General features: G+C 64.5%; 23 protein-coding genes. 10 read left to right on the top strand and 13 right to left on the bottom strand.

Going from position 1 to position 23,015, the window contains the following annotated elements; genetic code table 11:
• The 5 genes from L979_RS03430 to L979_RS03410 form a co-directional block, all read left to right on the top strand.
• Nucleotides 1–503 (top strand): arsenate reductase ArsC (locus L979_RS03430; RefSeq protein WP_047689256.1); only part of this gene is annotated, 503 nt, incomplete at its 5' end.
• A gap of 540 nt (nucleotides 504–1,043) precedes the next feature.
• Nucleotides 1,044–3,089 (top strand): HNH endonuclease signature motif containing protein, encoded by a 2,046-nt coding sequence (locus L979_RS03425; RefSeq protein WP_231559375.1) that lies wholly within the window; start codon nucleotides 1,044–1,046, stop codon nucleotides 3,087–3,089.
• 272 nt (nucleotides 3,090–3,361) lie between these two features.
• A complete protein-coding gene (locus L979_RS03420; protein WP_047689217.1) occupies nucleotides 3,362–4,357 on the top strand; it encodes a 1,4-dihydroxy-2-naphthoyl-CoA synthase in 996 nt (331 codons plus the stop codon).
• 1 nt (nucleotide 4,358) lies between these two features.
• The gene (locus tag L979_RS03415) at nucleotides 4,359–5,699 is read left to right on the top strand and encodes an AMP-binding protein (protein WP_047689214.1); all 1,341 of its coding nucleotides are present in this window, start codon (nucleotides 4,359–4,361) and stop codon (nucleotides 5,697–5,699) included.
• Nucleotides 5,700–5,809: 110 nt separating this feature from the next.
• The gene (locus L979_RS03410; protein ID WP_047689211.1) at nucleotides 5,810–6,691 is read left to right on the top strand and encodes a 1,4-dihydroxy-2-naphthoate polyprenyltransferase; all 882 of its coding nucleotides are present in this window, start codon (nucleotides 5,810–5,812) and stop codon (nucleotides 6,689–6,691) included.
• Nucleotides 6,692–6,745: 54 nt separating this feature from the next.
• Here the strand turns inward: L979_RS03410 and L979_RS03405 are convergent, their stop codons facing one another.
• Nucleotides 6,746–7,060 (bottom strand): DUF4229 domain-containing protein, encoded by a 315-nt coding sequence (locus tag L979_RS03405; protein WP_047689208.1) that lies wholly within the window; start codon nucleotides 7,058–7,060, stop codon nucleotides 6,746–6,748.
• Nucleotides 7,061–7,215: 155 nt separating this feature from the next.
• Nucleotides 7,216–7,704, bottom strand: coding sequence for an Rrf2 family transcriptional regulator (locus L979_RS03400; RefSeq protein ID WP_047689206.1), 489 nt, complete (start codon nucleotides 7,702–7,704; stop codon nucleotides 7,216–7,218).
• 135 nt (nucleotides 7,705–7,839) lie between these two features.
• On the opposite strand from L979_RS03400, the gene L979_RS03395 reads away from it, so the two are divergent.
• A complete protein-coding gene (locus tag L979_RS03395) occupies nucleotides 7,840–8,805 on the top strand; it encodes a sulfite exporter TauE/SafE family protein (RefSeq protein ID WP_081993691.1) in 966 nt (321 codons plus the stop codon).
• A 16-nt stretch (nucleotides 8,806–8,821) separates the two neighbouring features.
• The gene (locus L979_RS16630) at nucleotides 8,822–9,325 is read left to right on the top strand and encodes a PLD nuclease N-terminal domain-containing protein (protein WP_047689204.1); all 504 of its coding nucleotides are present in this window, start codon (nucleotides 8,822–8,824) and stop codon (nucleotides 9,323–9,325) included.
• A gap of 87 nt (nucleotides 9,326–9,412) precedes the next feature.
• On the opposite strand, the gene ccsB is transcribed toward L979_RS16630, so the two are convergent.
• From ccsB to L979_RS03365, 5 genes are all read right to left on the bottom strand, one after another.
• Nucleotides 9,413–10,579 (bottom strand): c-type cytochrome biogenesis protein CcsB, encoded by a 1,167-nt coding sequence (ccsB, locus tag L979_RS03385; RefSeq protein ID WP_231559374.1) that lies wholly within the window; start codon nucleotides 10,577–10,579, stop codon nucleotides 9,413–9,415.
• Nucleotides 10,580–10,629: 50 nt separating this feature from the next.
• Nucleotides 10,630–12,510: a cytochrome c biogenesis protein ResB gene (locus tag L979_RS03380; protein ID WP_231559373.1), complete on the bottom strand. Its 1,881-nt coding sequence runs from the start codon at nucleotides 12,508–12,510 to the stop codon at nucleotides 10,630–10,632.
• Between the two features lie 82 nt (nucleotides 12,511–12,592).
• Nucleotides 12,593–13,309 (bottom strand): cytochrome c biogenesis CcdA family protein, encoded by a 717-nt coding sequence (locus L979_RS03375; protein ID WP_052209423.1) that lies wholly within the window; start codon nucleotides 13,307–13,309, stop codon nucleotides 12,593–12,595.
• A 41-nt stretch (nucleotides 13,310–13,350) separates the two neighbouring features.
• Nucleotides 13,351–13,983 carry a TlpA disulfide reductase family protein gene (locus L979_RS03370; protein WP_047689247.1) on the bottom strand — a complete coding sequence of 211 codons (633 nt, stop codon included), beginning with the start codon at nucleotides 13,981–13,983 and terminating at the stop codon, nucleotides 13,351–13,353.
• Between the two features lie 108 nt (nucleotides 13,984–14,091).
• Nucleotides 14,092–14,781, bottom strand: coding sequence for a histidine phosphatase family protein (locus L979_RS03365; RefSeq protein ID WP_047689200.1), 690 nt, complete (start codon nucleotides 14,779–14,781; stop codon nucleotides 14,092–14,094).
• A gap of 81 nt (nucleotides 14,782–14,862) precedes the next feature.
• On the opposite strand from L979_RS03365, the gene L979_RS03360 reads away from it, so the two are divergent.
• Nucleotides 14,863–15,327, top strand: coding sequence for a hotdog fold domain-containing protein (locus L979_RS03360; RefSeq protein WP_047689245.1), 465 nt, complete (start codon nucleotides 14,863–14,865; stop codon nucleotides 15,325–15,327).
• A gap of 38 nt (nucleotides 15,328–15,365) precedes the next feature.
• On the opposite strand, the gene L979_RS03355 is transcribed toward L979_RS03360, so the two are convergent.
• The 6 genes from L979_RS03355 to L979_RS03335 all read right to left on the bottom strand — a co-directional run bounded on the left by L979_RS03355 (nucleotide 15,366) and on the right by L979_RS03335 (nucleotide 20,519).
• Complete coding sequence (locus L979_RS03355) at nucleotides 15,366–15,659, bottom strand: glutaredoxin family protein (protein WP_052209419.1); 294 nt, start codon at nucleotides 15,657–15,659, stop codon at nucleotides 15,366–15,368.
• Between the two features lie 311 nt (nucleotides 15,660–15,970).
• Entirely contained in the window at nucleotides 15,971–16,069 is a 99-nt protein-coding gene (locus L979_RS14925; protein WP_005504750.1) for a 30S ribosomal protein bS22, read from the bottom strand.
• A gap of 195 nt (nucleotides 16,070–16,264) precedes the next feature.
• Nucleotides 16,265–17,218: a FadR/GntR family transcriptional regulator gene (locus L979_RS03350; protein ID WP_081993689.1), complete on the bottom strand. Its 954-nt coding sequence runs from the start codon at nucleotides 17,216–17,218 to the stop codon at nucleotides 16,265–16,267.
• Nucleotides 17,219–17,246: 28 nt separating this feature from the next.
• On the bottom strand, nucleotides 17,247–18,593 hold the full coding sequence (gdhA, locus tag L979_RS03345; protein WP_047689197.1) for an NADP-specific glutamate dehydrogenase: 1,347 nt from the start codon (nucleotides 18,591–18,593) through the stop codon (nucleotides 17,247–17,249).
• 166 nt (nucleotides 18,594–18,759) lie between these two features.
• On the bottom strand, nucleotides 18,760–19,314 hold the full coding sequence (locus L979_RS14325) for a helix-turn-helix transcriptional regulator (RefSeq protein WP_119933194.1): 555 nt from the start codon (nucleotides 19,312–19,314) through the stop codon (nucleotides 18,760–18,762).
• Nucleotides 19,315–19,370: 56 nt separating this feature from the next.
• Nucleotides 19,371–20,519 carry an acetoin utilization protein AcuC gene (locus L979_RS03335; protein ID WP_369792964.1) on the bottom strand — a complete coding sequence of 383 codons (1,149 nt, stop codon included), beginning with the start codon at nucleotides 20,517–20,519 and terminating at the stop codon, nucleotides 19,371–19,373.
• Nucleotides 20,520–20,902: 383 nt separating this feature from the next.
• Here L979_RS03335 and L979_RS03330 point away from each other — a divergent pair, with 383 nt between their 5' ends.
• Nucleotides 20,903–22,330: a potassium transporter TrkG gene (locus L979_RS03330; protein WP_047689193.1), complete on the top strand. Its 1,428-nt coding sequence runs from the start codon at nucleotides 20,903–20,905 to the stop codon at nucleotides 22,328–22,330.
• A complete protein-coding gene (locus tag L979_RS03325; protein WP_255349590.1) occupies nucleotides 22,323–22,997 on the top strand; it encodes a TrkA family potassium uptake protein in 675 nt (224 codons plus the stop codon). The genes L979_RS03330 and L979_RS03325 overlap by 8 nt, the downstream gene beginning before the upstream one ends.
• Nucleotides 22,998–23,015 lie beyond the last annotated feature (18 nt).

Below are 23,015 nucleotides of genomic sequence, written 5' to 3'. Positions count from 1 at the left end.
CCCTGTCGCGGACCGCGAGAATCCGCGACCACCTGGCGATCCTCGCCGGACGGTTCGCCGCCGATCGCCTCCGCGCTCTCGCCTTGGCGCAGGGCAAGATCGCGACAACCGTCCCGCAGGTGTTGTTCGTCTGCGTGCACAACGTCGGACGCTCCCAGATCGCCAGCGCCCTGCTGGCCCACTACGCCGGCGACCGGGTCGAGGTCCGCTCGGCCGGGTCGCGGCCCGGATCCGAGGTCCACCCCCTGGTGATCGACGCGCTGGCCGAACGCCACATCGACCTGTCCGGAGCCTTCCCCAAACCACTGACCGACGACGTCGTCCGCGCAGCCGACTACGTCATCACCATGGGCTGCGGCGACGCCTGCCCCATCTACCCCGGCAAACGCTACCTGGACTGGGAACTGGCCGACCCCGCCGAGGAGACACCGGAACGAATCCAGGAAATCGTCGACCAGATCGACGACCGCGTCCGCGCCCTGTGGACCGAGATCCAGAACTGACGACGGCCCACCGGGCAAGAACAGAAGCACTCGGAGCCGCCAAGCGAAACTGCGATCCCCGCCATCTCCCGCTAACAGTCACAGGCGTGGTGACTGTGCCGGGTGTGGTGGCTGTGCCTGTTGCTGTGCCAGGGGCGGTGATGACGCTGTCCACGTCATCGGGTGAGTGCGCCAGGAGGTTCGCCACCAATGGCGGGAGGAATGTGGTCTTGCCGCTGCCCGGTGGGGCTTGGACGACTGCCGAGCCGCCAATGAGGGCCCGTTCTGTCTCTGATTCGAGCTCGGCCACGGGCAAACCGGTGCCGATATGAGTCAGGTCGAATGGGAAATGGGCCATGGCTCCAGTGTGTCAGGGTGGCTGACTGCTCTTGGAGCTCTCAGCCCTGGGATTGCGCATCTGACGTTTGCTCACGTTCTGGTCACATTGGTGGCTTTTTCTCCGGTTTGAGGTCATCTGGAGCTTGTGTTGTCTGACTCCCACGGGAAACTTGAACCATGACTCACCACCAAGGACCTGAGAGGAACAAGACTCCAGGTCAGATGCCTCTTCCGTCACTGGATGCGGTGCTCCCGGATCCCGTGACTGGTGCTGGTGCTGGTGACTGCCCGACCACTGCTTTCACCCGGGCGGGCGATGCCCCCACGGGCATGGGACCGAATACTGGGATGGGGTCGAATACTGACTCGGCTGAGATTGCAGATCGACTTCTCGACTTGGGAGCACCGCAGACAGATCACCATCAGAAGGCCGCCGCGTTGGTTGCGGGCATCACGGCGGATGTTCGTCGGGAGGCCTCTGCCCGCGGTCGACTGCTCCGCCGGGTGGCATCTCTCCACTCAGTTGCCCTGCAAGCCACACGGCAGATCGCGCAGGATGACGCCACCGCCCTGGAGCAGCACAGTCAAGGCAAAAGCACCCGCGCCACGGACACGGCCACACCCGCAGAGCTGGAGCGCTGGGCGGAGGAGGACACTCGCCGATTGGTCACGGGTGAGCTGGAACTGGCCTTGAAACTTCCTCGGGGTTCGGCCATGGAGACTCTGCGGCAAGCTCTGGTCCTGGCCCATCACCTGCCCCACGTACTGGCGCAGCTGGAATCGGGAGAAATCCTGTGGACGCAAGCACGGGTGATCCTTCAGCAGTGGTCGGCGCTGACCAGCACGTATTTCCCATCAGTTGCTGCAGGTCTGTCATCAGAATCAGGCGATTCAGCTGATGGACAGGACACCGGCGCAGGGGACGAAACAAAGAGCGCCCCACCAACGCCCTCAACAGACCCACTCCAGGCCGCCGGGGACCGGTTGGTTCAGGAGATGTTGGAACGTGCCCAGCAGTGTGGTGCATCCAAGTTGAGGGCGTTTGGGCACCGTCGTCGTCATGGGTTGGGAGCGCCGGCCAGCGAACGCGCTCATGCGCATGCCCGGCGGCAACGCTCTGTGTGGGTGGAACCCGAGGAGGACGGCATGGCCCACCTCCATGCCCTGCTGGATGCACCCACCGCCATGGCGGTGTGTGACCGCATCGACCAATTGGCGCAGTCAAGCGGCCCTTCTGCTCACGCCTCACAGGCACATCGCATGTCGCCGGTACATCTGTCGTCACCGGCATCCTCTGCGGCAGAAACGCCATGCTCGCCGCCTGCACCAGCGGATTCAGCCCCGTCACGCACGGACCCGGTATTGCCCGCCACCCCGGATGTAGACAGTGGTGTCCCCTGTGACACCCGGGCCTTGCCGGAGCGTCGCGCTGACGTCCTTGCCGATCTGCTGTTGGAGGCTGAACCGTCTGTGGAGTCAGGGCTGCAACGAGGTGTCCGGGGCCAGGTGTCCGTGATCGTGCCGGTGGAGCACCTGGTGACGGCTGATCAGACACTCAAGCGCGCGGTGCACGAACGGGGGTCAAAGTTGGTTGCGGAATCGACGCCAGCCTCACCGGGGACGCCGTCGACTCCACCGGAGTCGACGTCCGCTCCGGAGTTGGTTGGATATGGTGCCATTTGCCCGTCCACCGCGGTTGAGATTGCCGCCGGCAGTTCGTCGTGGTCCAGGTTCCTCACTGACCCTGCCACAAGCCAGGTCACCCAATACAGTCGGGACACCTACACGGTTCCAGCCGGTTTGCGGCGCATGCTGCAGGTACGCGATGCCACGTGCAGATTCCCTGGATGTCGACGACCCGCCATGCGCTGCGACATCGACCACACAGTGGCCTGGGAAGACGGCGGTCTCACCGATGCCGAAAACCTCTCCCACCTGTGCCGCACCCACCACATGCTCAAACACCAAGGTAGTCCGTTCGGGAGCTGGGCCGTTGAGCACAGCGGGACCCCAGACCGGACCACGCCAGCCACAGGAGTTGGTGCTGGTGTTCCTCATGGGGCCGACGCCGGGGCGGGTGCTGGTGCTGGTGCTGGTGACATTGTGTTCACTTCGCCCTTGGGCACAAAGCGCGCCAGCAGCCCCGAGCACACACTGTTCCTGGATTCAGCCAAGGAACCTCCGCTCAGGGCACCCCTGAGTCCTGACAACTCGAGCACGGCAGACCCCACCCCTTCCCCACCCGACGACGATCCACCCCCTTTCTGAGGCAGAGTCACCCCAGAACCCACGCCAGGACGGGACACCTAACCCATTGGCATGGGCCACCCATGACAAAGCCCAGCCCCGAAAGAAGAGCTCACTCCGGCGGGTGTCCACGCTCGTATCTGCAAGAGGGCATCATGGTCTCTGTTCCGGCACCCCGCGCAGCCTCAGCACCCGCGTGAGTTACGGCACACCAGGCACACCCCGCCGCCCAGCTACACCCCGGCACCCCAGCACCCCTGGATGCTCCGGATCCCCAACGTAGGATCGGGGACGTGACTGATGCAGCCTCCAACTCCACCCAGCCCACTGACCCCACCGGCAGCAATTTCCCGGAGCAGGTCTCCGAAACCTTCGACCCCACCCAGTGGCGCGTGGTTGACGGTTTCGAGGACCTGACCGACATCACATACCACCGTGCCGTGGAACGTGACCATGCAGGCCGGGTGACAAGGGACCTCCCCTGGGTACGCATCGCCTTCCACCGTCCGGAGGTGCGCAACGCATTCCGCCCGGGGACGGTGGACGAGCTCTACCGCACCTTGGACCACGCCCGCATGTCCTCGGACGTCGGGGCGGTGCTGTTGACCGGCAACGGTCCGTCTGCCAAAGACGGCGGCTGGGCCTTCTGCTCCGGCGGTGACCAGCGGATCCGCGGTCGCGACGGTTACCACTACGCAGACGGTGAGACCGCCGAGTCCATCGACCCTGCCCGGGCTGGTCGCCTTCACATCCTGGAGGTGCAGCGTCTGATCCGCACCATGCCCAAACCCGTGATCGCCCTGGTCAACGGTTGGGCAGCCGGTGGTGGACACTCCCTCCACGTGGTCTGTGACCTGACCCTGGCCTCCCGTGAACACGGCAAGTTCAAGCAGACGGACGCCACCGTGGGGTCCTTTGACGCCGGCTACGGCTCCGCCCTCCTTGCCCGCCAGGTGGGGCAGAAGTTCGCCCGCGAAATCTTCTTCTTAGCCCGCGAATACTCAGCGGAAGACATGTTCCGCATGGGGGCCGTCAACGAGGTGGCCGATCACGCCGACTTGGAGAACCTTGGCATCGAGTGGGCCAAGATGATCTGCCGCCAGTCCCCCCAAGCCATGCGCATGCTCAAATACGCCTTCAACCTTCCCGACGACGGCATGGTCGGCCAACAGGTTTTTGCCGGCGAAGCCACCCGCATGGGCTACATGACCGATGAAGCAGTTGAGGGCCGGGACGCCTTCCTGGGCAAGCGCGACCCCGATTGGTCCAACTTCCCGTACTACTTCTGAGATGAGCATTCGCCCACCACTCACCAAGGACTTGCCACCGGACACCGTGAAGCTGGACGGCCCAGACTCGATCCGTCAGCTTGGCGGTGTCCCAGGCCTGGTCACTGCGCTGGAAGGTGTGCTGAGCAGGGAGGGGCCGGCCGTCGTCGTCGCAACGTCAGGCAGTACGGGGCGGCCCAAGAAGACTGTGCTGAGCACCCGCGCCTTGCGCGCCTCCGCCGAGGCCACAGCTGGACGCACCGGTGGCCACGGGCAGTGGCTGCTGTGCCTGCCGCCGCACTACGTGGCTGGGGTGCAGGTTCTGGTGCGTTCAGTCCTGGCGGGAACCACACCGGTGGTCATGGAGGAGGGCCCCTTCACCGCGCAGGCCTTTGCCCGCACCGCAGCGGCCATGGATCACCCCATCCGCTACGTGTCCCTGGTCCCCACACAACTCCAGCGTCTGGTGGATGCCGCCGACTCCCCTGGCGTCCTGGCGGCGTTGCGCTCCTTTCACGCCATCCTGCTGGGCGGGTCAGCCGCACCGCCCGCGCTCCTGGACGCAGCGCGGGCACTGGGCGCCCGTGTGGTCACCACCTACGGCATGTCCGAGACCGCCGGCGGCTGTGTCTACGACGGCGTCCCCCTCCCCGGGGTGCAGGTCCACCTTGAACGCACCCCGAATTCTGGGAATCCGCCATCTGATCCGAGAACAGCACAGGACCCCGAACAGACGTCAGTTCCTGAGGGGCACCTCACCCCCGGGCGCATCTGGTTGGGAGGCCCCATGGTGACCGACGGCTACCTGGATGACCCCCAGCAGACTCATAGTCATGTGTTCTCCAGCCTCCCGGACGCAACTGACACCGCCAACACCTTGAGTGCCACTGCCGCCATACGCGCGAACACCAACACCTCACCCAAGAGCACGGCCCCATCCCCCACCCCCATGCACTGGTACCGCACGGATGACCTGGGTGTCCTGAAAACAACAGAGGCCACAACCACCCCACGCCTTCGAGTGATCGGTCGCGCCGATGACGTCATCGTCACTGGCGGCCTCAAAGTTTCCGCCGCCGTCGTCCGCTCACGGATGCTGGAGCACCCCGGGGTGCGCGACGCCGTCGTGGTCCCGGTGGCTGATGACCAATGGGGGCAGAAGATCGTGGCAACCGTGGTGCCTGCAACCTCGGTGCCGGCTGCCGAATCCAGCACACTGCCGGACGAGCTACGCAGCATGGTCAAAGACGCCCTGGGCAGTGCGGCTGTCCCCAAACAGATGCTCCTGGTCTCCCACATCCCCCTGCTGCCCACGGGCAAACCAGACCGGTCCGCGGTGGCGGAGCTGTTCGTGGAAGAATGACTCGGTCCCTGCGGCGCGGCCACCACCGCCCACCCGCTGACGGGACTGCGGATCCGCCCCCATCACCGGCGAGCACCCCGGTCCGCACCCTCGTTTCAGGAAGGTCGCCCGTGGCAACTGCTGCCCAATGGATTGAAGGCGCACGGCTGCGCACCCTGCCCATGGCGTTGGCGCCCATCATCGCGGGTACCGCGGCGGCGCAGTCCACGTGGGGGGCCAACCTGGGCATGGCCTTCCTGGCGTTCCTGGTGGCGCTGTTCCTGCAGGTGGGCGTCAACTACGCCAACGACTACTCCGACGGCATCAAAGGCACCGACGACAACCGCGTTGGCCCCCTTCGCCTGGTCGGTTCCAAGGCCGCCACCCCCAAGCAGGTGCTCTACGCGGCCCTGGGGTGTTTTGCAGCGGCTGCCATCGCCGGCCTGGCGTTGATTGTGCTCTCCCGGCAGTGGTGGTTCATCGTGATCGGGATTTCTGCAGTGTTCGCGGCCTGGGGGTACACCGGCGGCAAACGTCCCTACGGCTACCGCGGCTGGGGCGATGTTGCAGTGTTCATCTACTTCGGCCTGGTGGCGGTCTTGGGGACCACCATCACCCAAGCCGGCAGGCTCAACATCGACGCCTGGATTGCAGCCATCGCCACCGGCCTGTTCGCCTGCGCGCTGCTGATGGTCAACAACATCCGGGACATCCCCGGTGACCGCGAAGTCGGCAAACGCACCCTGGCCGTTCGCTTGGGTGATCACCGTGCACGAGTGGTGTTCGCCGCCGAACTGGGCCTGGCCTTTGCCCTGCACCTGTTCCTGGTGCCGTTCAACGGTTTCATGCTCCTGGTGTTCCTGTCCGTCCCCATGGCCGTGATGGCGGCCCGCACCGTGCTGTTCACACAGGAGCGCAAGGCCCTGATCCCGGTGCTCAAGGAATGCGGCATCCTGAACTTGATCTGGTCCCTGCTCTTCCTGCTGGCCGTGCTGGCCCGTCAGTGGGTCTGAGGCTCACCTGAGCCACCTCACCGAACAGGCCGCACCGCGGTGTTCACAGCGCCTTCAGGAACGACGACGTTCGCCGGACTCCCCCGTGTTGATCTGCACCTGGTCGGTGGAATCCACGTAGCTGTCCTCAACGTCCGCGTCTTCATCCGCCAAGGTGTCCTTGCGGATCTTGGGTGAACGCGAAATCCAGCGCGTCAGGTCCCGGCTGGCGGCGATGTGCAACTTGGGGAAGAAGATGTAGCACACGGCAAACGCGATGATGATGGCCGCCAAACCGGCAAACAAGATGCCCAGGCGCAACCACAGCCCCAGGGCGAACACCAGAATCAACAGACCAAGACGCAATGCGGAGTACTTCAAAAAGTTCACGCCAGCAGTCTAGTGCCGGTCCCTGGACATCCCCCGGACGGGCCCGGAAGTGTGAGCCCGGCTGCTGCTGCGTTGAGTGGTCAGGATTCTGGCTCGTCAGCGCTGATGGACCAGGATCCTGACCACTCAACGCGACAAGTCCCAGAAGGGAGTGTTCAGCCAGACGGTTGTTGCAACGGCCAACGATCATCCCAGGCACCCGGTGCTTGGGACCAGGCCGCCACGGCGTCGGGAAAATGGCCCGTCAGGACATCCTCAATGGTGACCTCATCCAGCACACTGCGCAGGGCAGCACGCACGGCCACCCACACCACGGGCAGATGAGTGGCAGGCCCCGTGTATTCGGTGTCTGAGGGTCTCATGCCGCGCACCCCGGTCAGAGGCCCGTCCACGGTGCGGATCACGGCCCCCATGGTGATCTGATCTGCCGGCTCGGCCAACCGATAGCCACCGGAAGCACCGCGTTTGCTGACCACCAGGCCACCGCGGCGCAACTGACCCATGACCACTTCCAGGAACTTGGCCGGCAGGTCCTGCCGTTCGGCCAGGGTTGCCACGGGCACTCCGTCCACCCCTGCAGCATGCGCCTCAGCCAGCATGAGCAGGGCGCGAACGGCGTATTCGGAGCGCGCGGAAATCTCCATGTGACGATTGTTTCACGATCTTTGACCAGGAGTTCTCGGCCTGGTTGGCTCCTCTTGACTCAAACCCCACACATTCGATGGGAATTGTGGGAAAGCCCGCCCGGCACCGCCGGCGCACGTTCAAGGAGGTGCCCTGTGCGCACTCTGGTCCTGATTGCCCTGGTGGGCTTGGCCGCACAACTCGTGGACGGCGGGCTGGGCATGGCCTACGGCGTCACCACCTCCACGCTGCTGCTGATGATCGGCGCCAACCCTGCGGCTGCTTCCGCCACGGTGCACCTGGCAGAGGTGGGCACCACGCTGGCCTCAGGGCTCTCCCACTGGAAGTTCGGCAACGTGGACTGGCGTGTGGTGGCCAAGATCGGCTTCCCCGGCGCAGTGGGCGGATTCCTGGGCGCCACTGTGCTGTCCACCCTGGATGCCTCCGTGGCCCGCCCCGTGATGAGCAGTGTCCTGCTGGTGTTGGGCCTCTACATCCTCTACCGCTTCACCTTCAAGGGCCTGCGCAAGGATCGGCTGGGGCGCAAGATCCCGGCCAAGTTCCTGTCTCCGTTGGGGCTGTTCGCCGGGTTCATCGACGCCACCGGAGGCGGCGGATGGGGCCCTGTGGGAACACCAGCCCTACTGGCCGATGGCCGCCTGGAGCCCCGCAAGGTGGTGGGGTCGGTGAACACCGCGGAGTTCATGGTCACCCTGGCCGCGTCCCTGGGCTTCCTGCTGCATCTGGGTTCGCAAGGCATCAACTTTGCCTGGGTGGGCGCCCTGCTGATCGGCGGCGTGATCGCTGCCCCCATCGCCGCCGCCTTGGTCAAGGTCATCCCCGCCCGGGTCCTTGGTCCTGCCGTGGGTACGTTGATCGTGCTGACCAACACCCGCACCCTGCTCTCCGCTGATGCCTTGGCCGCCCCGGCACTGGCCAGCCGCATGGTGCTCCTTGCCATCGCCGTGATGGGCGCGGCTGCGGTCGTCTATGCCATCCGAGCGCATCGCGCCCAGGTGCGGGCCGACGTCGTGGCTGCCGGCGCCGGTGATCCAGGTACCCCGGCCGCCGATTCGCTGGTGGCTGACCAGCCCCGGCGCGGCAGGACACCCGTTGGGTAAGCAATATGATTGATGCATGATCCGAGCAATTGCAATCATCGGCGTGGCCGCGCTGGCAGTGGGCGTGATCATTTACTCGTTCTTCGACTGCCTGCGCTCCGACCCCCGGGACATCCGCGGCATCCGACGCGGTCCGTGGATCGCGGTGATCCTGCTGCTTCCGGTGATCGGCGGCATCCTCTGGTTGGCTCTGGGGCGCCCCCGCTACGCACCGGCCAGTTCACAGCCCGCCCGTGGCAAGGGGCCCGACGACGACCCCAACTTTCTGCGTCAACTCGATGAGAAGCGGCGCTCCGAACAGGCGGATGCTGAACTCGAGGAATGGGAACGGCGTCGTCGAGCAGGAGGGGTTGCACCGAATGGCTCAGACGACGCCGCCGCCTCCGGTGGCTCCGCGGAGGAAGGAACCGGCTCCCCCGGGACCGACGCGGCATCGGGCTCCAGCTCCACCACCCCGCACGACAGCCACGATCAGCCTGATGATGTCCCCGGGGACGAACACCCCGATGATCCACGGTAGTCGTAACAAGAACTTGGGCATGGAAAAGGGCCTCACCGCTGATCGGTGAGGCCCTTTTCCATGCCCAAGTTGCTGTGCAGCCTCAACTCACAGACCTGAGTAGGAGTGCAGACCGTCAAACAAAGTGTTGACCACAAAGTAGTTGAACAGGATGCACAGGAAGCCCACGATGGACAACCAGGCCGAACGCCGCCCCGTCCACCCACGGGTGGCGCGGGCGTGCAGGTAGGCCGCGTAGACCACCCAGATCACAAAGGTCCAGACTTCCTTGGGGTCCCAGCCCCAGTATCGACCCCATGCGTCACGGGCCCAGATGGCACCGGCCGCCAGGGTGAAGGTCCAGAAGACGAATCCCACGCTGTTGAGGCGGTAGGAGAAGTTCTCCAGGGTCTGCGCGGAGGGCACGATCTTCAGGAAGGCCCAACCGCTGGGCCCACCTTCCAGAATGCGCTTCTCCCGCCGATCCTGGATCAGCTGCAGGATGGCCAGGGCAAAGGTGATGGCAAAAATGCCCATGGCCGCCACCGCGATGGACACGTGGATCACCAGCCAGTAGGACTGCAGCGCCGGCTGCAGCGGTGACACGGGGGTGGGATAGGCGATGGTGGCTGCCGTGAGCATCAAGGTGACCAACCCGGAGATCAGCACGCCCACGAACCGCAGGTCCTTGATGATCAACATGACCAGGTAGACCGCCACGATCAGCAGGGCGCCCGTGGTGGAGAACTCGTACATGTTGGACCACGGCACGCGGTTGGCCGCAATGGCGCGCATGATCACGGCAGCCAGGTGGATCACGAAGGCCAAGACCATGAGCACCACGGCCACGCGTGCTGCCGGTCGGCGGTGATCGTTGTCCGCATAGGACATGCTGGAATCGGCAACCTGGCCCTCCAACGCCGAGGAGCGCTGTGCGCGCCACCCTGCGCGGGATCCGGACCCGGAATCGTTGCGCTCATCCCGGGACGTGGTTGACCACTGCGCTTCTGCGGCACCGTCAACTTCACCGGAGGATCCCGTCAGGGCGGAGGATCCGGAGCGAGCACCGGCACCGGCACCGGCACCCACCAGCGCCTCGGAACGCTGCTCGGCACGCTCTTCGCGCCGCTCAGCCTCCTTCAACGTCTTGGAGTGGGATGCCATGTCCCACGCAAAGGCGATGAACACAAACATGTACACCACCGCGGCCATGAGCATGAACAGCTCGGACCACGTCCCGAGTGTGGTGTCTACGGGTGTCATGGGGTCAGTCATGGGGTCATTCTCTCACTTTCGGTCCGGGCTGCGTGTGCTGTTCGGCAACGTCACTGCACGGATGCCTTCTGCCGTGCAGCGGTGGTGGTCAGATGGGAGTCACGGACGCCGATCTGCTCCCATTCGGCGGTGAAGAGCTCCACCAGGTTCTCGGCCTCGGCCTCCAGGCGCGGGTCCTCACCGCGTGCCAGCAAGCCGTACTCCAGGACAACCCGGGGGCCCGCTTCAGTCCCCACGGTGTTCACCCGCACCCACGCACGGCGTCGGACGATGAACAGGGACATGATCAACCCCAGGAAGGCCAGGCAGAAGGAGATGAACACACCACGGGTTCCGGGGTCGTAGTGCAGATCCAGTCCAACGTAGCGCTGGGTTTCCAGGTACTCCACTGTTCCCAAGCCATTGGGCAGTTCCACCCGCGGGTTGGCCTCGGAGAGCATGACCGGACCGTTGCTGGTCATGGGGGATGCAACCTCGTTCAGGTTGCTCACATCCAGCACGTACACATTCTGCGGGGTTCCGTCATCCAGTCCCAGGTCCCCGCTGTAGACGGAGAGCACCAGCGCAGGATTGCCCAGATCAGGGTCCGCAGAGGTCAGCTGACCGGTGGCCTCGTCCGTCCACGCGGTCGGCAGGAAGGTTCCGGTCAGCCCCAGCTGCTCAGGTGAGGAGTCCGGGACCTTGAGCGTGAAGGGGGAAATGTTGGAGGTGTCCTCCGGGACCGTCACCACGGGCCCCTCGTAGGCAATGTTGCCGTCCCCGTCCGTCACCCGGACCACCGGAGCGTAACCGTTGCCGATCAGGTAGGCACTCACGCCGTCGACGTCGATCGGCCGGTTCACGCTCAGCACCTCCTGGCGGGGTTCCTCCCCGGGTGCATCGGTGATGGTCACATCCGATTCGTAGTGCAGCGGGATGCCGTAGGAGGCAGGGTCTGAGGTGTCCCGGTTGTACTCCACCCGGAAGTCATCCACCCGGATGGTGAAGGGATCCAACCAGTCGGCGTTGAAGTTGGAGCCCGGTGTGAAGGAGTCGTAGCTGATCAGCGAGTTGGCAAAGGTGTCCCCCACGGTCAGGATCTTCTGCCCCATGAACCCGAACAGGGATCCGTAGGCCACAAAGATCAGAATGCCCACCATGGCCAGGTGGAACAGGATGTTGCCCACCTCTTTCCACATCCCACGCTCTGCCCCCAACGACGGCGCATTGGAACCCAGGTCCCGCACGTCCACCCGGTAGCGGCGCTTTTTGAGGATGGCGGCCACCCGCTCGATCACCTGGTCGGCCTCCGGGGCCGGTGCGCCGTCACGGCCTCCCAACTCCAGGGAACGGGCCACTGGCAAGCGCTGCAGGCGTGCCGGTGTGCGGGGTGGTTGTGCACGCCACGCCTGCCAGTGCTTGCGCGCGCGCGGGATCACGCAACCCACCAGGGAGATGAACAGCAGCAGATAGATGGCGGAGAACCAGACGGAGGAGAACACGTCGAAGAACTGCAGCCGGTCCAGGACGGGGCCGGTGGTGGGGTTGGCCTCGATGTAGGAGTTCACCGCTGCCACGTCCTGCACGCGCTGCGGGAAGATCGAACCGGGTACCGCGGCCACTGCCAACAGCAACAGCAGGAACAGGGCAGTGTTCATGCGCGTCAGCTGGGACCAGGCCCATCGCAACATGCCCACCACACCCAGGGCGGGGACAGCCACCTCGGAGGTGCCCGACGTCGACTCCGGGCCACTGCCGTGCGCCGTAACACCGCCCTGCTCGGCACCCGTACCGGATCCCTTGCGGCGGCCCCATTTCTTGGGTGCACCTGACGAGTCACCGGGTGCACCCAAGTCCTTGCGCGCATTGGAGTCCCTGTACGCACTGGAGTCTCTGTGCGCGGAAGACCCGGCGGGGGTCTGCGACTCATCGGGTTGCTCTGCTGGGCTCACGTCACTCCTGCGGGCCATTACCGCGTTCCTGAATCTGTGTGTGGGCGCAGGCCATGGGGCCCGCGGAAGCTGGGATGCTGCATCAAATCACCGGCACAAAATCTTGAACCATCTCCGCCTGGAACCAGGAGACGAATGCCGTCCACAGACCAGTCATCAACAAGATGCCGATCAGGATGAGCATGGCCCCGCCGATCCGCTGCAGCAGCACCCGGTGTTTGCGCATGAAAGTCAGTGCACCCATGCCACGCCGGAATGCCAGGGCAATCAGCAGGAACGGGACTCCCAACCCCAGACAGTACGCCAGGGTCAGCACAGTGGCTTTGCCAACGGAGGCACCACCGCTGTAGGCCAGCAACTGAACGGCGGCAAACGTGGGTCCGATGCAGGGCGCCCAACCCAAACCAAAGGTCACTCCCAACAGCGGGGCACCCCACAACCCGGGAGGTGGCTTGCGGTGAATCTTGCGCTCGCGCTGAAAGATTCCGAACCCACCCATGAACACCACGCCCATGAGCACCACCAGAGCGCCCAGGACAACCATCACCCAGTTCTGTCCGCGCAACCACGGCAAGGCACCCAACTGGGCCAGCACCACGGACATCAGCACGAACACCGTGGTGAAGCCTGCAATGAACAGGGCTACGCCGGCGAACATGCGCCCGCGCTTCTGCTGTTCCAGGTCCGCCCCGGTCAACCCGGTCACGTAGCCCAGGTAGCCGGGCACCAGCGGCAGCACGCACGGGGAGGCAAAGGAGACCAGCCCGGCCAGAACGGCCACTGGAAAAGCGGCCCACATGGAGCCGTCCAGGATCAGGGAGGCGAACTGATTGCCGTCCGTCACGCGCTCACCACGTCATCCAGCAGTGCCTTCAGAATGGACGGCTCCGCAATGCCCAGCACGCGTGAGGCCACCCGCCCTTCGGCATCCAAGATGATCGTGGTGGGAACAGCCTGCGGTGGGACGAACGTGGACAACGCCAGGAGGACGCCGCCGTCGCGGTCCTCAAAGGACGGGTAGGGGATCTCAAAGGTCCGCTCAAAGGCCTCCGCCGTGGCCTGTTCATCACGGACGTTGACCCCGTAGAAGGTGATGTCACCGTCGTGTTCATGGGCCATCTCCACCAGGTCCGGGGCTTCCTTGCGGCACGGGGCGCATCCCGCGTACCAGAAGTTCAACAACGCGGGTTTTCCGCGCAGGTCCTGGGCAGTGACCTCCGTGCCGTCAAACAGCGTGCCCGTGAACTCCACCGGCTCACCACGGTCGGAAGCGGCGTACTCGGTCACGGAGCCGTCCCCGGCAATGTAGCCGGTGTCCCCACCTGCATTCGCCTGCTCGGTGAGGTTCTCCTCCTCCGGGGTGCACGCAGCCAGCACCACAGCGGTCAACCCCGCACCCGCAGTGGTCAGAACAGCGCGTCGGCTCAGCCGCCACGACGACGACGCGGGAGAGTCGCCGGAGTCAGCGGACACGCCTGTGGAAGAAGGCACACCGGTTGAGGACGGAACACCCGCAGAACGCGGGGAAGTGCGTGGCACAGCAACATCACCTGAAAGATCGGCAGGGGGGTTTCAAGGGTATCATGAACCCGGAAGCTGGTTGATTCCTGGGTAAAGGTGGGCAGCGGGTTCGCTGTAGACCACACGCGGCGGCAGCCCGGCGTGGACGTCGTCAAAAACCATGGACGTCAAAGATGCCAAATTGCACTGGCGGGCGCGGGGATCATGCGGCAGGAACTTGCCCTCTGCGGAGCGACGCGCCATCCAGATGGGCAGCTGGTGGGACACCAGAACGGCCTCAGCGCCATCACCGCCGATCTCCACGGCACGCCGGGCAGCTTCCACCACCACTTCCGCCATGCGCGCCACCTGGCTGCGGTAGGTCTCACCCCAGGAAGGGCGCAGGGGGTTGACCATGTACGGCCAGTGGGCCACCCGGGCCAGCTGGCTGCCGTTGACGTGCAAGCCCTCAAAGTGGTTCTTGGGCTCGATCAGTCGTTCATCCGGGTGGATCTCCAACTCCAGCTCACGGGAGACCGGAGCCGCAGTTTCCAACGTCCGCGTCAGGGGTGAGGCCGCCAGATACACCAACTTGGCACCCTGCTCACGCCGCTGCGCCAGGGCCTGACCGGCAACTTCAGCCATCTGGTGCCCAAGATCGGAGAGGTGAAAATCCGGCAGACGTCCGTAGACAATGCGATCCGGATTGTGAACCTGTCCGTGGCGCAACAGGTGCACGGTTGCCGAGGACGGCGCGTTGAGTGAAGACATGAGGGTCATTCTCCCAGACCTCGCCGCCCTGCCCGAACCCGCGTCAGGGCCGGGCCCCTCCAGGGACGTATCGTGGATCACATGACAGAGACGTACAGGAAGTACCAGCGCTTGAGCTCCAAGCCCCTGGGCAAAAAGATCTTCAGTGTGGCTTTCGCCCAGTTCGCCCCGTACTTCTGGACGGTGCGTCCGCAGGTGCGTGAGGTCCGGCCAAACCATGCCGAGCTCAGCATCCGCAAGCGCCGGGCAGTGCAGAACCACATCGGCACGTTTCACGTGATTGCAGTGGCCAACGGGTTGGAGGCGGCCATGGGTCTTCTGGCGGAGGCCACCGTGCCGGAGACCAAGCGCTGGATTCCACGAGGCATGGAACTGTCCTACCCCGCCAAGGCCCACACGGACCTGCTGTGCGTTGCCGAATCGGATCCCGGGCACTGGGATGCCGGCGGAGACGTACCCGTGAAGGTCAGAGCCATGCGCACCGATGGCGTTGTGGTGGTGGAGGGAACCATCACGCTCTACGTGTCGGACAAGCCGCGCACGTGATCCGTGTGCGCACGTCCGGCGGCTCACCAGCCGTGGCTTCAGCCTTGGTTGCGTTCACGCAGCAGCCGCGTGAGTCTGCGCGGATCGATCTGCCAGAAGTCCCGTTGCACGCCGTCAATCAGCAGCACGGGAACTTCCACGGACCAGCGATCCCGCTCTGAGCCTTCCGGCAGGCTGGACAGCAGCAACTCCGCCCAGTCCACGCCGTGCTCCCCCGCCACACGTTCCACCACAGCCAAGCCGTCAATGCACAGGTGGCAGCCCGGCGTCGTGATGAGCTGAACGGGGACCGAGCCAATGGGTGAGGGCACAGGATCCGCTGGTGAGTTCATGCCCAGCATCCTAACCAGCCGCCCTGACCCGGTGCGCATCTGCCGCCAGAGGCCACCAGGGGCCTCCAGCCAGCAGTTAGGAGGGCAGCGCCGGTACGCACATGACCAAGAAACTCGGCTTCAAGCGGCTGTTTGCGTACCGGCGCTGTCTTTTGCGTGCTGCACGCCAACCCGGCCCTCAGCCGCACTCAAGCCGCACCTAAACCGGCAGCGCAAAAGCCGTGGGTGGGACACTCTTCAGGAGTGTCCCACCCACGGCTTTCACCGGCTGTAGCGGGAAGCGCAGACCCACAACAGATCTGCGCCCAAGATCACTTCTTGTTGCGGCGCTGGTGGCGGGTCTTGCGAAGCAACTTGCGGTGCTTCTTCTTGGACATACGCTTGCGGCGCTTCTTGATGACGGAGCCCATAGACGATCCTCACTTGTGTCTGGTCGGCCCGGCCCGCCATGGCAGTGTCACGTGCGTCTTCATGAGCTCAAACGGCTCACGACGGCGGTTCACCGGGTGGAACCGAAAGGCCACCGAATGGACCTTTCGAAGATTGGTTCCCCGGAAGTCTACCCGTTTCGGCTGCAACGGCGTTATTCGGGGGTCTCACCGCCCTCAGCCGGTTCGGCGTTCATCCCGCCCGGCAGCGAAATCCTCCGGGATGTCATCGTCAGCAGGTAATGACTGAACTGCTGCGGAATCACCGGGGGTGTCGACGTCGTGCCCGGAGTTGCGGGCCACCTGCAGGGCAACGGCCTCCTTGACCGGGCTCTGCTCCGCCGTGGAATCCGCAGGTTGCGCACCGTTGGACCACACGCGCCCGGAGGCCAGCGGCCCTGTGGTGGGACCAACGGTCTCCATGCCGTCGGTACGCGGGGCGCGCTCGGGGTCCACCCCGGCCTCCACGTACTGGTACTCGATGTGTTCCTCCACCAGACGCGCAGCCAAGGTGTTGTCCCCGGCCAGCACGGCGGAGAAAATCGCCTGGTGCTCGGCACGGATCCGGTCCACGGTTTTGGACCACAGCGGAACGTGGCCCACCAGCGCCATGGTGTATTCGTAGATCGAATCCCGCAGCGCGGACATCAAGGCTGCCACCAAGGTGTTGTCCGCGGATTTCACCAGGGCGATGTGGAAGCTCACGTAGAGGTGGTGGAACTCCTTGAGGGAGATGTCATCCCGCCCCATTTCACGCAGCAGAGTCCGCAATTCCGCCATGGCCGGGGAACGGTGATCCGCGTTGGTCAGCGCCCAGGTTTCCAGCAGGACACGCGTCTGCACAATGTCCCGTAACGGGTAGTCCGCGGTGGCCATGTGCAACTGGAGAGCGGGGCCCGCAGAGGCCGCGGGCTCCCGCACCAACATGGGCAGGATGGTCTTGCGGCTGCCTTCATACAGCCGCAAGACACCCTGCGCTTCCAGGATCTTGAGGGCTTCACGCATGGTGCCACGGTTCACGCCCAGAACTGAGGCGAGATCCTTGTCCGACGGGAGTTGCTGACCCAGTACCAGGTTCCCGTCAAACAGCTCGTTCTCCAACCATTGGAGGACTCTTCTATGCGTGGCCATGCCCTTTAGCCTACGTGCATCGCAGCAATCAGATGACTCCCTGCGCAAGCATTGCGTCAGCCACCTTCATGAATCCCGAAATATTTGCACCTGCAACGTAGTTCCCGGGCAAACCGTAGTCCTCAGCACTTGCAGCACAGTTGTCGTGGATGCCGCGCATGATTTCGCGCAGGCGGTCATAGGTGTAGTCAAAGCCCCACGAGTCACGGGAAGCGTTCTGCTGCATTTCCAGTGCTGACGTGGCCACGCCACCTGCGTTGGCCGCCTTGCCCGGGGCAAAGAGCACGTCTGCGTTCTGGAACAACCGGGTGGCCTCAGCCGTGGTGGGCATGTTGGCACCTTCAGCCACTGCCACCACACCGTTGCTCAGCAGCGCCTTGGCGTCCTTGCCGTGCAGCTCGTTCTGCGTGGCACAGGGCAGGGCGACGTCGGTGGAGACCTCCCACACGGAGCCCTTGCCGGAGGGGATGAACTTGGCGGAGCCGCCACGGCGCTCGACGTATTCGTTGATGCGCCCGCGCTCCACATCCTTGATCTGCTTGAGCAGATCAAGATCAATGCCCTTGGGATCGTGCACGTAGCCGCTGGAGTCAGAGGCGGTGACCACGTTGGCTCCGAACCGCTGCGCCAATTCGGTCGCGTAGATGGCCACATTGCCGGAACCGGAAACGGAGACAGTCTTGCCGTCCAAGGTGTCATTGCGGGAGGCCAGCATGTCCTGGACGAACATGACGGTGCCGTAACCCGTGGCCTCCGTGCGCACCAGGGAGCCACCCCAGGACAGACCCTTGCCGGTCAACACACCGGATTCGTAGCGGTTGGTGATGCGCTTGTACTGGCCGAACAGGTAACCGATTTCACGCCCACCCACGCCGATGTCACCGGCGGGAACGTCCGTGTACTCCCCGATGTGGCGGTAGAGCTCGGTCATGAAGGACTGGCAGAAGCGCATGACTTCCTCATCCGAGCGCCCGGCCGGGCTGAAGTCGGAACCACCCTTGCCGCCGCCAATCGGCATGCCGGTCAGGGAGTTCTTGAAGATCTGCTCAAAGCCCAGGAACTTGATGATGCCCAGGTACACCGAGGGGTGGAAACGCAGCCCGCCCTTGTACGGGCCGAGGGCGGAGTTGAACTCGACCCGGAAACCACGGTTGATCTGCACCTTGCCGGCATCATCAACCCACGGCACACGGAAGATGATCTGACGCTCGGGCTCGCAAATCCGCTCGATCACGGAGGCATCCAACAGCTCCGGACGCCGCGAGACCACCGGGCCCAAAGATTCCAGGACCTCGTCCACCGCCTGGATGAACTCCTTCTCACCGGGGTTGCGCTTGAGAACGGCATCGCGCACTGGCTGCAGTTTTTCGTCCACCTCAGACACCTTTCGTGGGGGTCAGCTCTGAATCAGGGTGGGGCAATCGAGCGCGTGACCCGCCGATGCACCCCCAGCAGTCTGGCAGACCAGCCGCCCGGGGGACAGTTGAGGGCTCAGGCCTGCTGCCGCAGGAGCGTCACACGGGTGACTTTGCGTGTCCGTTTCACCCGGATCGTCCACGACGACGACGCAGAACCTGCGCCAACAAACCCCTGCTGCGCGGTTGCTCATCAGACTGGAGCACCACGTGGGGATCAAGCACCGGCACGGACGGCGTGTGAGGTGCCCCGTCAGGCTGGAGAACAACCTTGGACGGGCCGGCTTCTGCCTCGCGTGGAACTGAACCTGTCTGGTCTGAAAGCGCACCTCTCTGGCCTGAAACCGCGCTTGATGGGCGCGGAACCACCCGTGTCTGAACCGGATTCGAGCCTGTTTGGTTGACCTGGTCAGCTGCCGTGAGTGCTGCGAACTGCTGCAGCCACTGCCGGATGGGCTCCAAACCTGCGGCATTGACCCGGTACAGGCGGCGCTGACCGTCCGCACGCTGCTCAACCAGTGCGGCTTCGCGCAGAATACGCAGATGTTTGGAGACCGTGGGCTGGGAGGCACCAACCTCCTCCACCAGATCCCCCACCGGGCGCTCACCCGTGGAGAGGGCCACCAACAGGGCACGACGCGTGGGATCGGCCAACACCGCAAAAATCTCAGATGACATCATGGCCAGACTATCGGCCGCACCCACTCGTCAGGGGCGACTCAACGGCATCCGGGGTGTCAGTCGTACCAGGGGTCCAAACCCCACTGGGGGAACACTTCACGGCGGGTGGCCATGACCACACGGTCGGTGTCGTCGTCGGGATCGAATCCGACCTCCCAGGACCGCCACCACAGATCCACCCGGTCCCCCATGTACTCCTGGGGCTTGCCGCCGTAGTTCTCTTTCACATAGTCCCGCCAGGTGGGCGGGATCGGAGTGGTCACGGGCAATGGTTTGCCACTGACCACCGCCACCAGGTGGGACCAGGACCGGGGGACGACGTCGTAGCAGTCGTAACCGCCACCGCCGGTGGCGATCCATCGGCCCTCACAGAACCGGTCTGCCATCTCCGCCACGTTCAACATGATCTCCCGCTGACCGTCAATGCTGACGCGCAAGTGCGTGAGGGGGTCGGACAGGTGGGAGTCACAACCGTGCTGGGAGACGATCACCTCCGGGCGGAACTGCTCAACCAACGCCGGCACCACAGCGTGATAGGCGCGCAACCATTGGGCATCCTCCGCCGTGGGCGGCATGGCGATGTTCACGGAGGTGCCCATGGCTTCCCCGGTGCCGATCTCATTGGCAAACCCCGTACCCGGGAACAGCGTGGTCCCGGATTCGTGGATGGAAATGGTCATCACGTTCGGGTTGTCAAAAAAGATGGACTGCGTGCCGTCCCCGTGGTGACCGTCCACATCCAAGTACAGCACCCGTTTGACGCCGTTGTTCAGCAGATGCTGAATGGCTACAGCGCAGTCGTTGTAGACACAGAAACCACTGGCCTTGTCCGCAAACGCATGGTGCATGCCACCACCAAAATTCACCGCCCGGACCACCGTCCCGTCCAAGATGGCTTGTGCACCCTGGAAAGAACCACCGGCCAATCTGGCGGAGGCCTCATGGATTCCGGCGTAACCAGGGGTGTCCTCAGTACCCAAACCGCTGTCCGGGCGGGACAGTGTGGGGTCCTGGCTGACCTCACGCACCGCGGTCACGTAATCCGCCGTGTGCGCCAACCTCAAGTGGTCATCCTCAGCCACCTCCGGGACCTCCACAGTCACCGAATCCCGACGATCCAAGCCGTACTCCTGGACCAGGCGCCACGTGGCATCAAGCCTGGAGGGGTGCATGGGGTGGTATGAGCCGAAGTCATAGTTCAGCAACTGTGGGCTCCAGAAGAGCCGAGTGGGCTGCGAGGCTACTGTTGGCTGGATCACACCTTTATTAGACCATCCGAGCCACCTTTGATGTGACAAAGTTCCCAGTTCTGCACACAGTTGACGCGCTTGCCTGGTCACTCGCAGGCCAGAACCGGTCACTCGCAGGCCAGAACCGGTCACATGCAGGCCAAAAGCAGTCACATGCAGGCCACATCCGACTCCCATGCCCTCATCCTGGGGTCATACTGTCACCCGTATCGTCACACGATCCGGTGGCAGGCACCGGTGACACCATCCGGTGCACGTCATCCGGACCACGCCAATCGGTGCGCACCACCCGGTGACCACCACCACGGCCACACCCCCACATCCTCCAAGGAGCCCAGGTGCCACAAACCCTGGGGGCCCGCGTCCCCTCCGCAGAAACCACACGAGTACGTGGCGCGCTGGGTGCTACCCGCGATCTGGTGGATCGTCTGGCCCAGTCCTCACCGGCACGACTGGCCGTGCTGGTGTTCGCAGGCGTCGTCGTGGTCTTCACCCTGCTGCTGTGGCTTCCGGCCTCCTCCCAAGGAGAGCGTGCCACCAGCTTCACAGACGCCCTGTTCACCGCCACCTCCGCCGTGACGGTGACCGGCCTGACCGTGGTGCCCACCGCGGAGCACTGGTCGCTGACCGGGCAGGTCATCATCCTGTTCGCCATCCAGATCGGCGGCCTGGGCACCCTGACCATGACCTCCATCCTGGCCATGGCCATCGGCCGCCAGCTGGGGCTGCGCTCCAAGCTGATCACGCAGGAAGCCCTGAACGTGGGCCGGCTCGGTGAAGTCGGCTCGCTGCTGCGCACCGTGGCCATCACCTCCGTGGTGATCGAAGGCACCCTGGCACTGATCTTGACCATCGGCTTCCTGGTGGCCGGTGAAAATCCCGCCACAGCCTTGTGGCACGGGGTCTTCTACTCCATCTCGGCTTTCAACAACGGTGGGTTCACGCCGCACTCGGACGGTCTGGTCCCGTACTTCGACACCGCTGCGCACACGTGGCTGATCCTGTTCCCCATCACCCTGGGGGTGCTGTTGGGTTCCTTGGGCTTTCCCGTGATCCTGGTGCTGCGGCAGGTGGGATGGTTGAAGTTCTCCCGCTGGAACCTCAACACCAAGCTCACCGTGGTCACCACGTTCATCCTGACCTTTGTGGGGTGGGTGCTGTGGACGGCGTTCGAGTGGAACAACTCCGCCACCATCCAAAACGAATCAGCCGGTCACAAGATCTTCCAAGGGTTCTTTGCCTCCACCATGATGCGTTCGGGTGGATTCAACCTGGTGGACATGAGCCAGGTGGAACCGGTCACCCTGCTGCTCACGGATGCCCTCATGTTCGCTGGTGGTGCTCCCGCTTCCACAGGCGGCGGCATCAAGGTGACCACTCTGGCCGTCGTCGTACTGGCCATCCTGGCCGAAGCCCGCGGTGAGCGGCATGTGATCGCCTTCCACCGCACCGTCCCCGAATCCGTGCTGCGTATTGCCATCTCCGTGATTGCCATGGGGGCCACCATTGTTCTGGTGGCTTCCGGGCTGCTGCTGGCCATCTCCGGGCAGCCGCTGGACCGTGTGGCGTTCGAGGTGATCTCCGCCTACGCCACCTGCGGCCTGTCCACCGGGCTCTCCGCGGAAATGGGGGCCGCAGGCAAGGGAGTCCTGGTGGTGGTGATGTTGGTGGGGCGCATCGGAACCACCACGGTGGCCACGGCCCTGGCACTGCGGTCACGGCGTAGGTTGTACCAGTACCCGGAAGAGAGGCCCATCATTGGGTGATCGTCACAGCAAGTCCCATGAAGTTCCCGTGCTGGTGATCGGCATGGGCCGGTTCGGCACGGCCACCGCCCTGCAGCTGGTCAACCAGGGCCGGGAGGTCATGGGCGTTGAACGTGATCCGTCCCTGGTGCAGAAACTGGTGGGGCACATGACGCACATCGTTCAGGCCGAGGCCACGGACATTGATGCCCTCCGGCAGCTCGGAGCGGCCGAGTTCCGCCACGCCGTGGTGGGTGTGGGCACCTCCGTGGAGTCATCCGTGCTGATCACCGCCAACCTGGTGGACCTGGGTGTGGAGCGGATCTGGGCCAAGGCCATCAGCAAGTCCCACGGCAAGATCCTCTCCCGGATCGGTGCCCATCACGTGATCTTCCCGGAGGCCGACGCCGGACGCCGCACCGCCCACCTGGTCTCCGGGCGGCTACTGGACTACATGGAGTTCGACGACGACTTTGCCATCGTCAAGATGCACCCACCCCGTGAAACCCAGGGCTTCACGCTGGCCGAATCGGATGTCCGGGCCAAGTACGGGGTCACCGTGGTGGGTGTGAAATCCCCCGGTGAAGAATTCAGTTACGCCACACCGGGGACCACCGTGACATCCAGGGATACGCTGATCGTTGCCGGGCACACTCAGTTGATCGAACGCTTCGCCGCCCGACCGTAGGTCAACACCGGCTTCGGT

The sequence above is a fragment of the Kocuria sp. ZOR0020 genome (genome assembly GCF_000800955.1).
In the GTDB taxonomy this organism is placed as follows: domain Bacteria; phylum Actinomycetota; class Actinomycetes; order Actinomycetales; family Micrococcaceae; genus Kocuria; species Kocuria subflava.
The sequence above is the reverse complement of the archived record's forward strand: the minus strand, read 5'-3'. Positions and strand labels throughout refer to the sequence as shown.

What these genes read in the sequence shown, in the direction of transcription:
- L979_RS03375 (WP_052209423.1), bottom strand. Translation starts at nt 13,309, where the DNA reads ATGTGGGCCGCTTTTCCAGTGGCCGTTCTGGCCGGGCTGGTCTCCTTT.
- ccsB (WP_231559374.1), bottom strand. Translation starts at nt 10,579, where the DNA reads ATGACTGACCCCATGACACCCGTAGACACCACACTCGGGACGTGGTCC.
- L979_RS14325 (WP_119933194.1), bottom strand. Translation starts at nt 19,314, where the DNA reads ATGATGTCATCTGAGATTTTTGCGGTGTTGGCCGATCCCACGCGTCGT.
- L979_RS03355 (WP_052209419.1), bottom strand. Translation starts at nt 15,659, where the DNA reads ATGAACTCACCAGCGGATCCTGTGCCCTCACCCATTGGCTCGGTCCCC.
- L979_RS03350 (WP_081993689.1), bottom strand. Translation starts at nt 17,218, where the DNA reads ATGGCCACGCATAGAAGAGTCCTCCAATGGTTGGAGAACGAGCTGTTT.
- L979_RS03365 (WP_047689200.1), bottom strand. Translation starts at nt 14,781, where the DNA reads ATGTCTTCACTCAACGCGCCGTCCTCGGCAACCGTGCACCTGTTGCGC.
- L979_RS03425 (WP_231559375.1), top strand. Translation starts at nt 1,044, where the DNA reads ATGCCTCTTCCGTCACTGGATGCGGTGCTCCCGGATCCCGTGACTGGT.
- L979_RS03415 (WP_047689214.1), top strand. Translation starts at nt 4,359, where the DNA reads ATGAGCATTCGCCCACCACTCACCAAGGACTTGCCACCGGACACCGTG.
- L979_RS16630 (WP_047689204.1), top strand. Translation starts at nt 8,822, where the DNA reads ATGATCCGAGCAATTGCAATCATCGGCGTGGCCGCGCTGGCAGTGGGC.
- L979_RS03360 (WP_047689245.1), top strand. Translation starts at nt 14,863, where the DNA reads ATGACAGAGACGTACAGGAAGTACCAGCGCTTGAGCTCCAAGCCCCTG.
- L979_RS14925 (WP_005504750.1), bottom strand. Translation starts at nt 16,069, where the DNA reads ATGGGCTCCGTCATCAAGAAGCGCCGCAAGCGTATGTCCAAGAAGAAG.
- L979_RS03400 (WP_047689206.1), bottom strand. Translation starts at nt 7,704, where the DNA reads ATGGAGATTTCCGCGCGCTCCGAATACGCCGTTCGCGCCCTGCTCATG.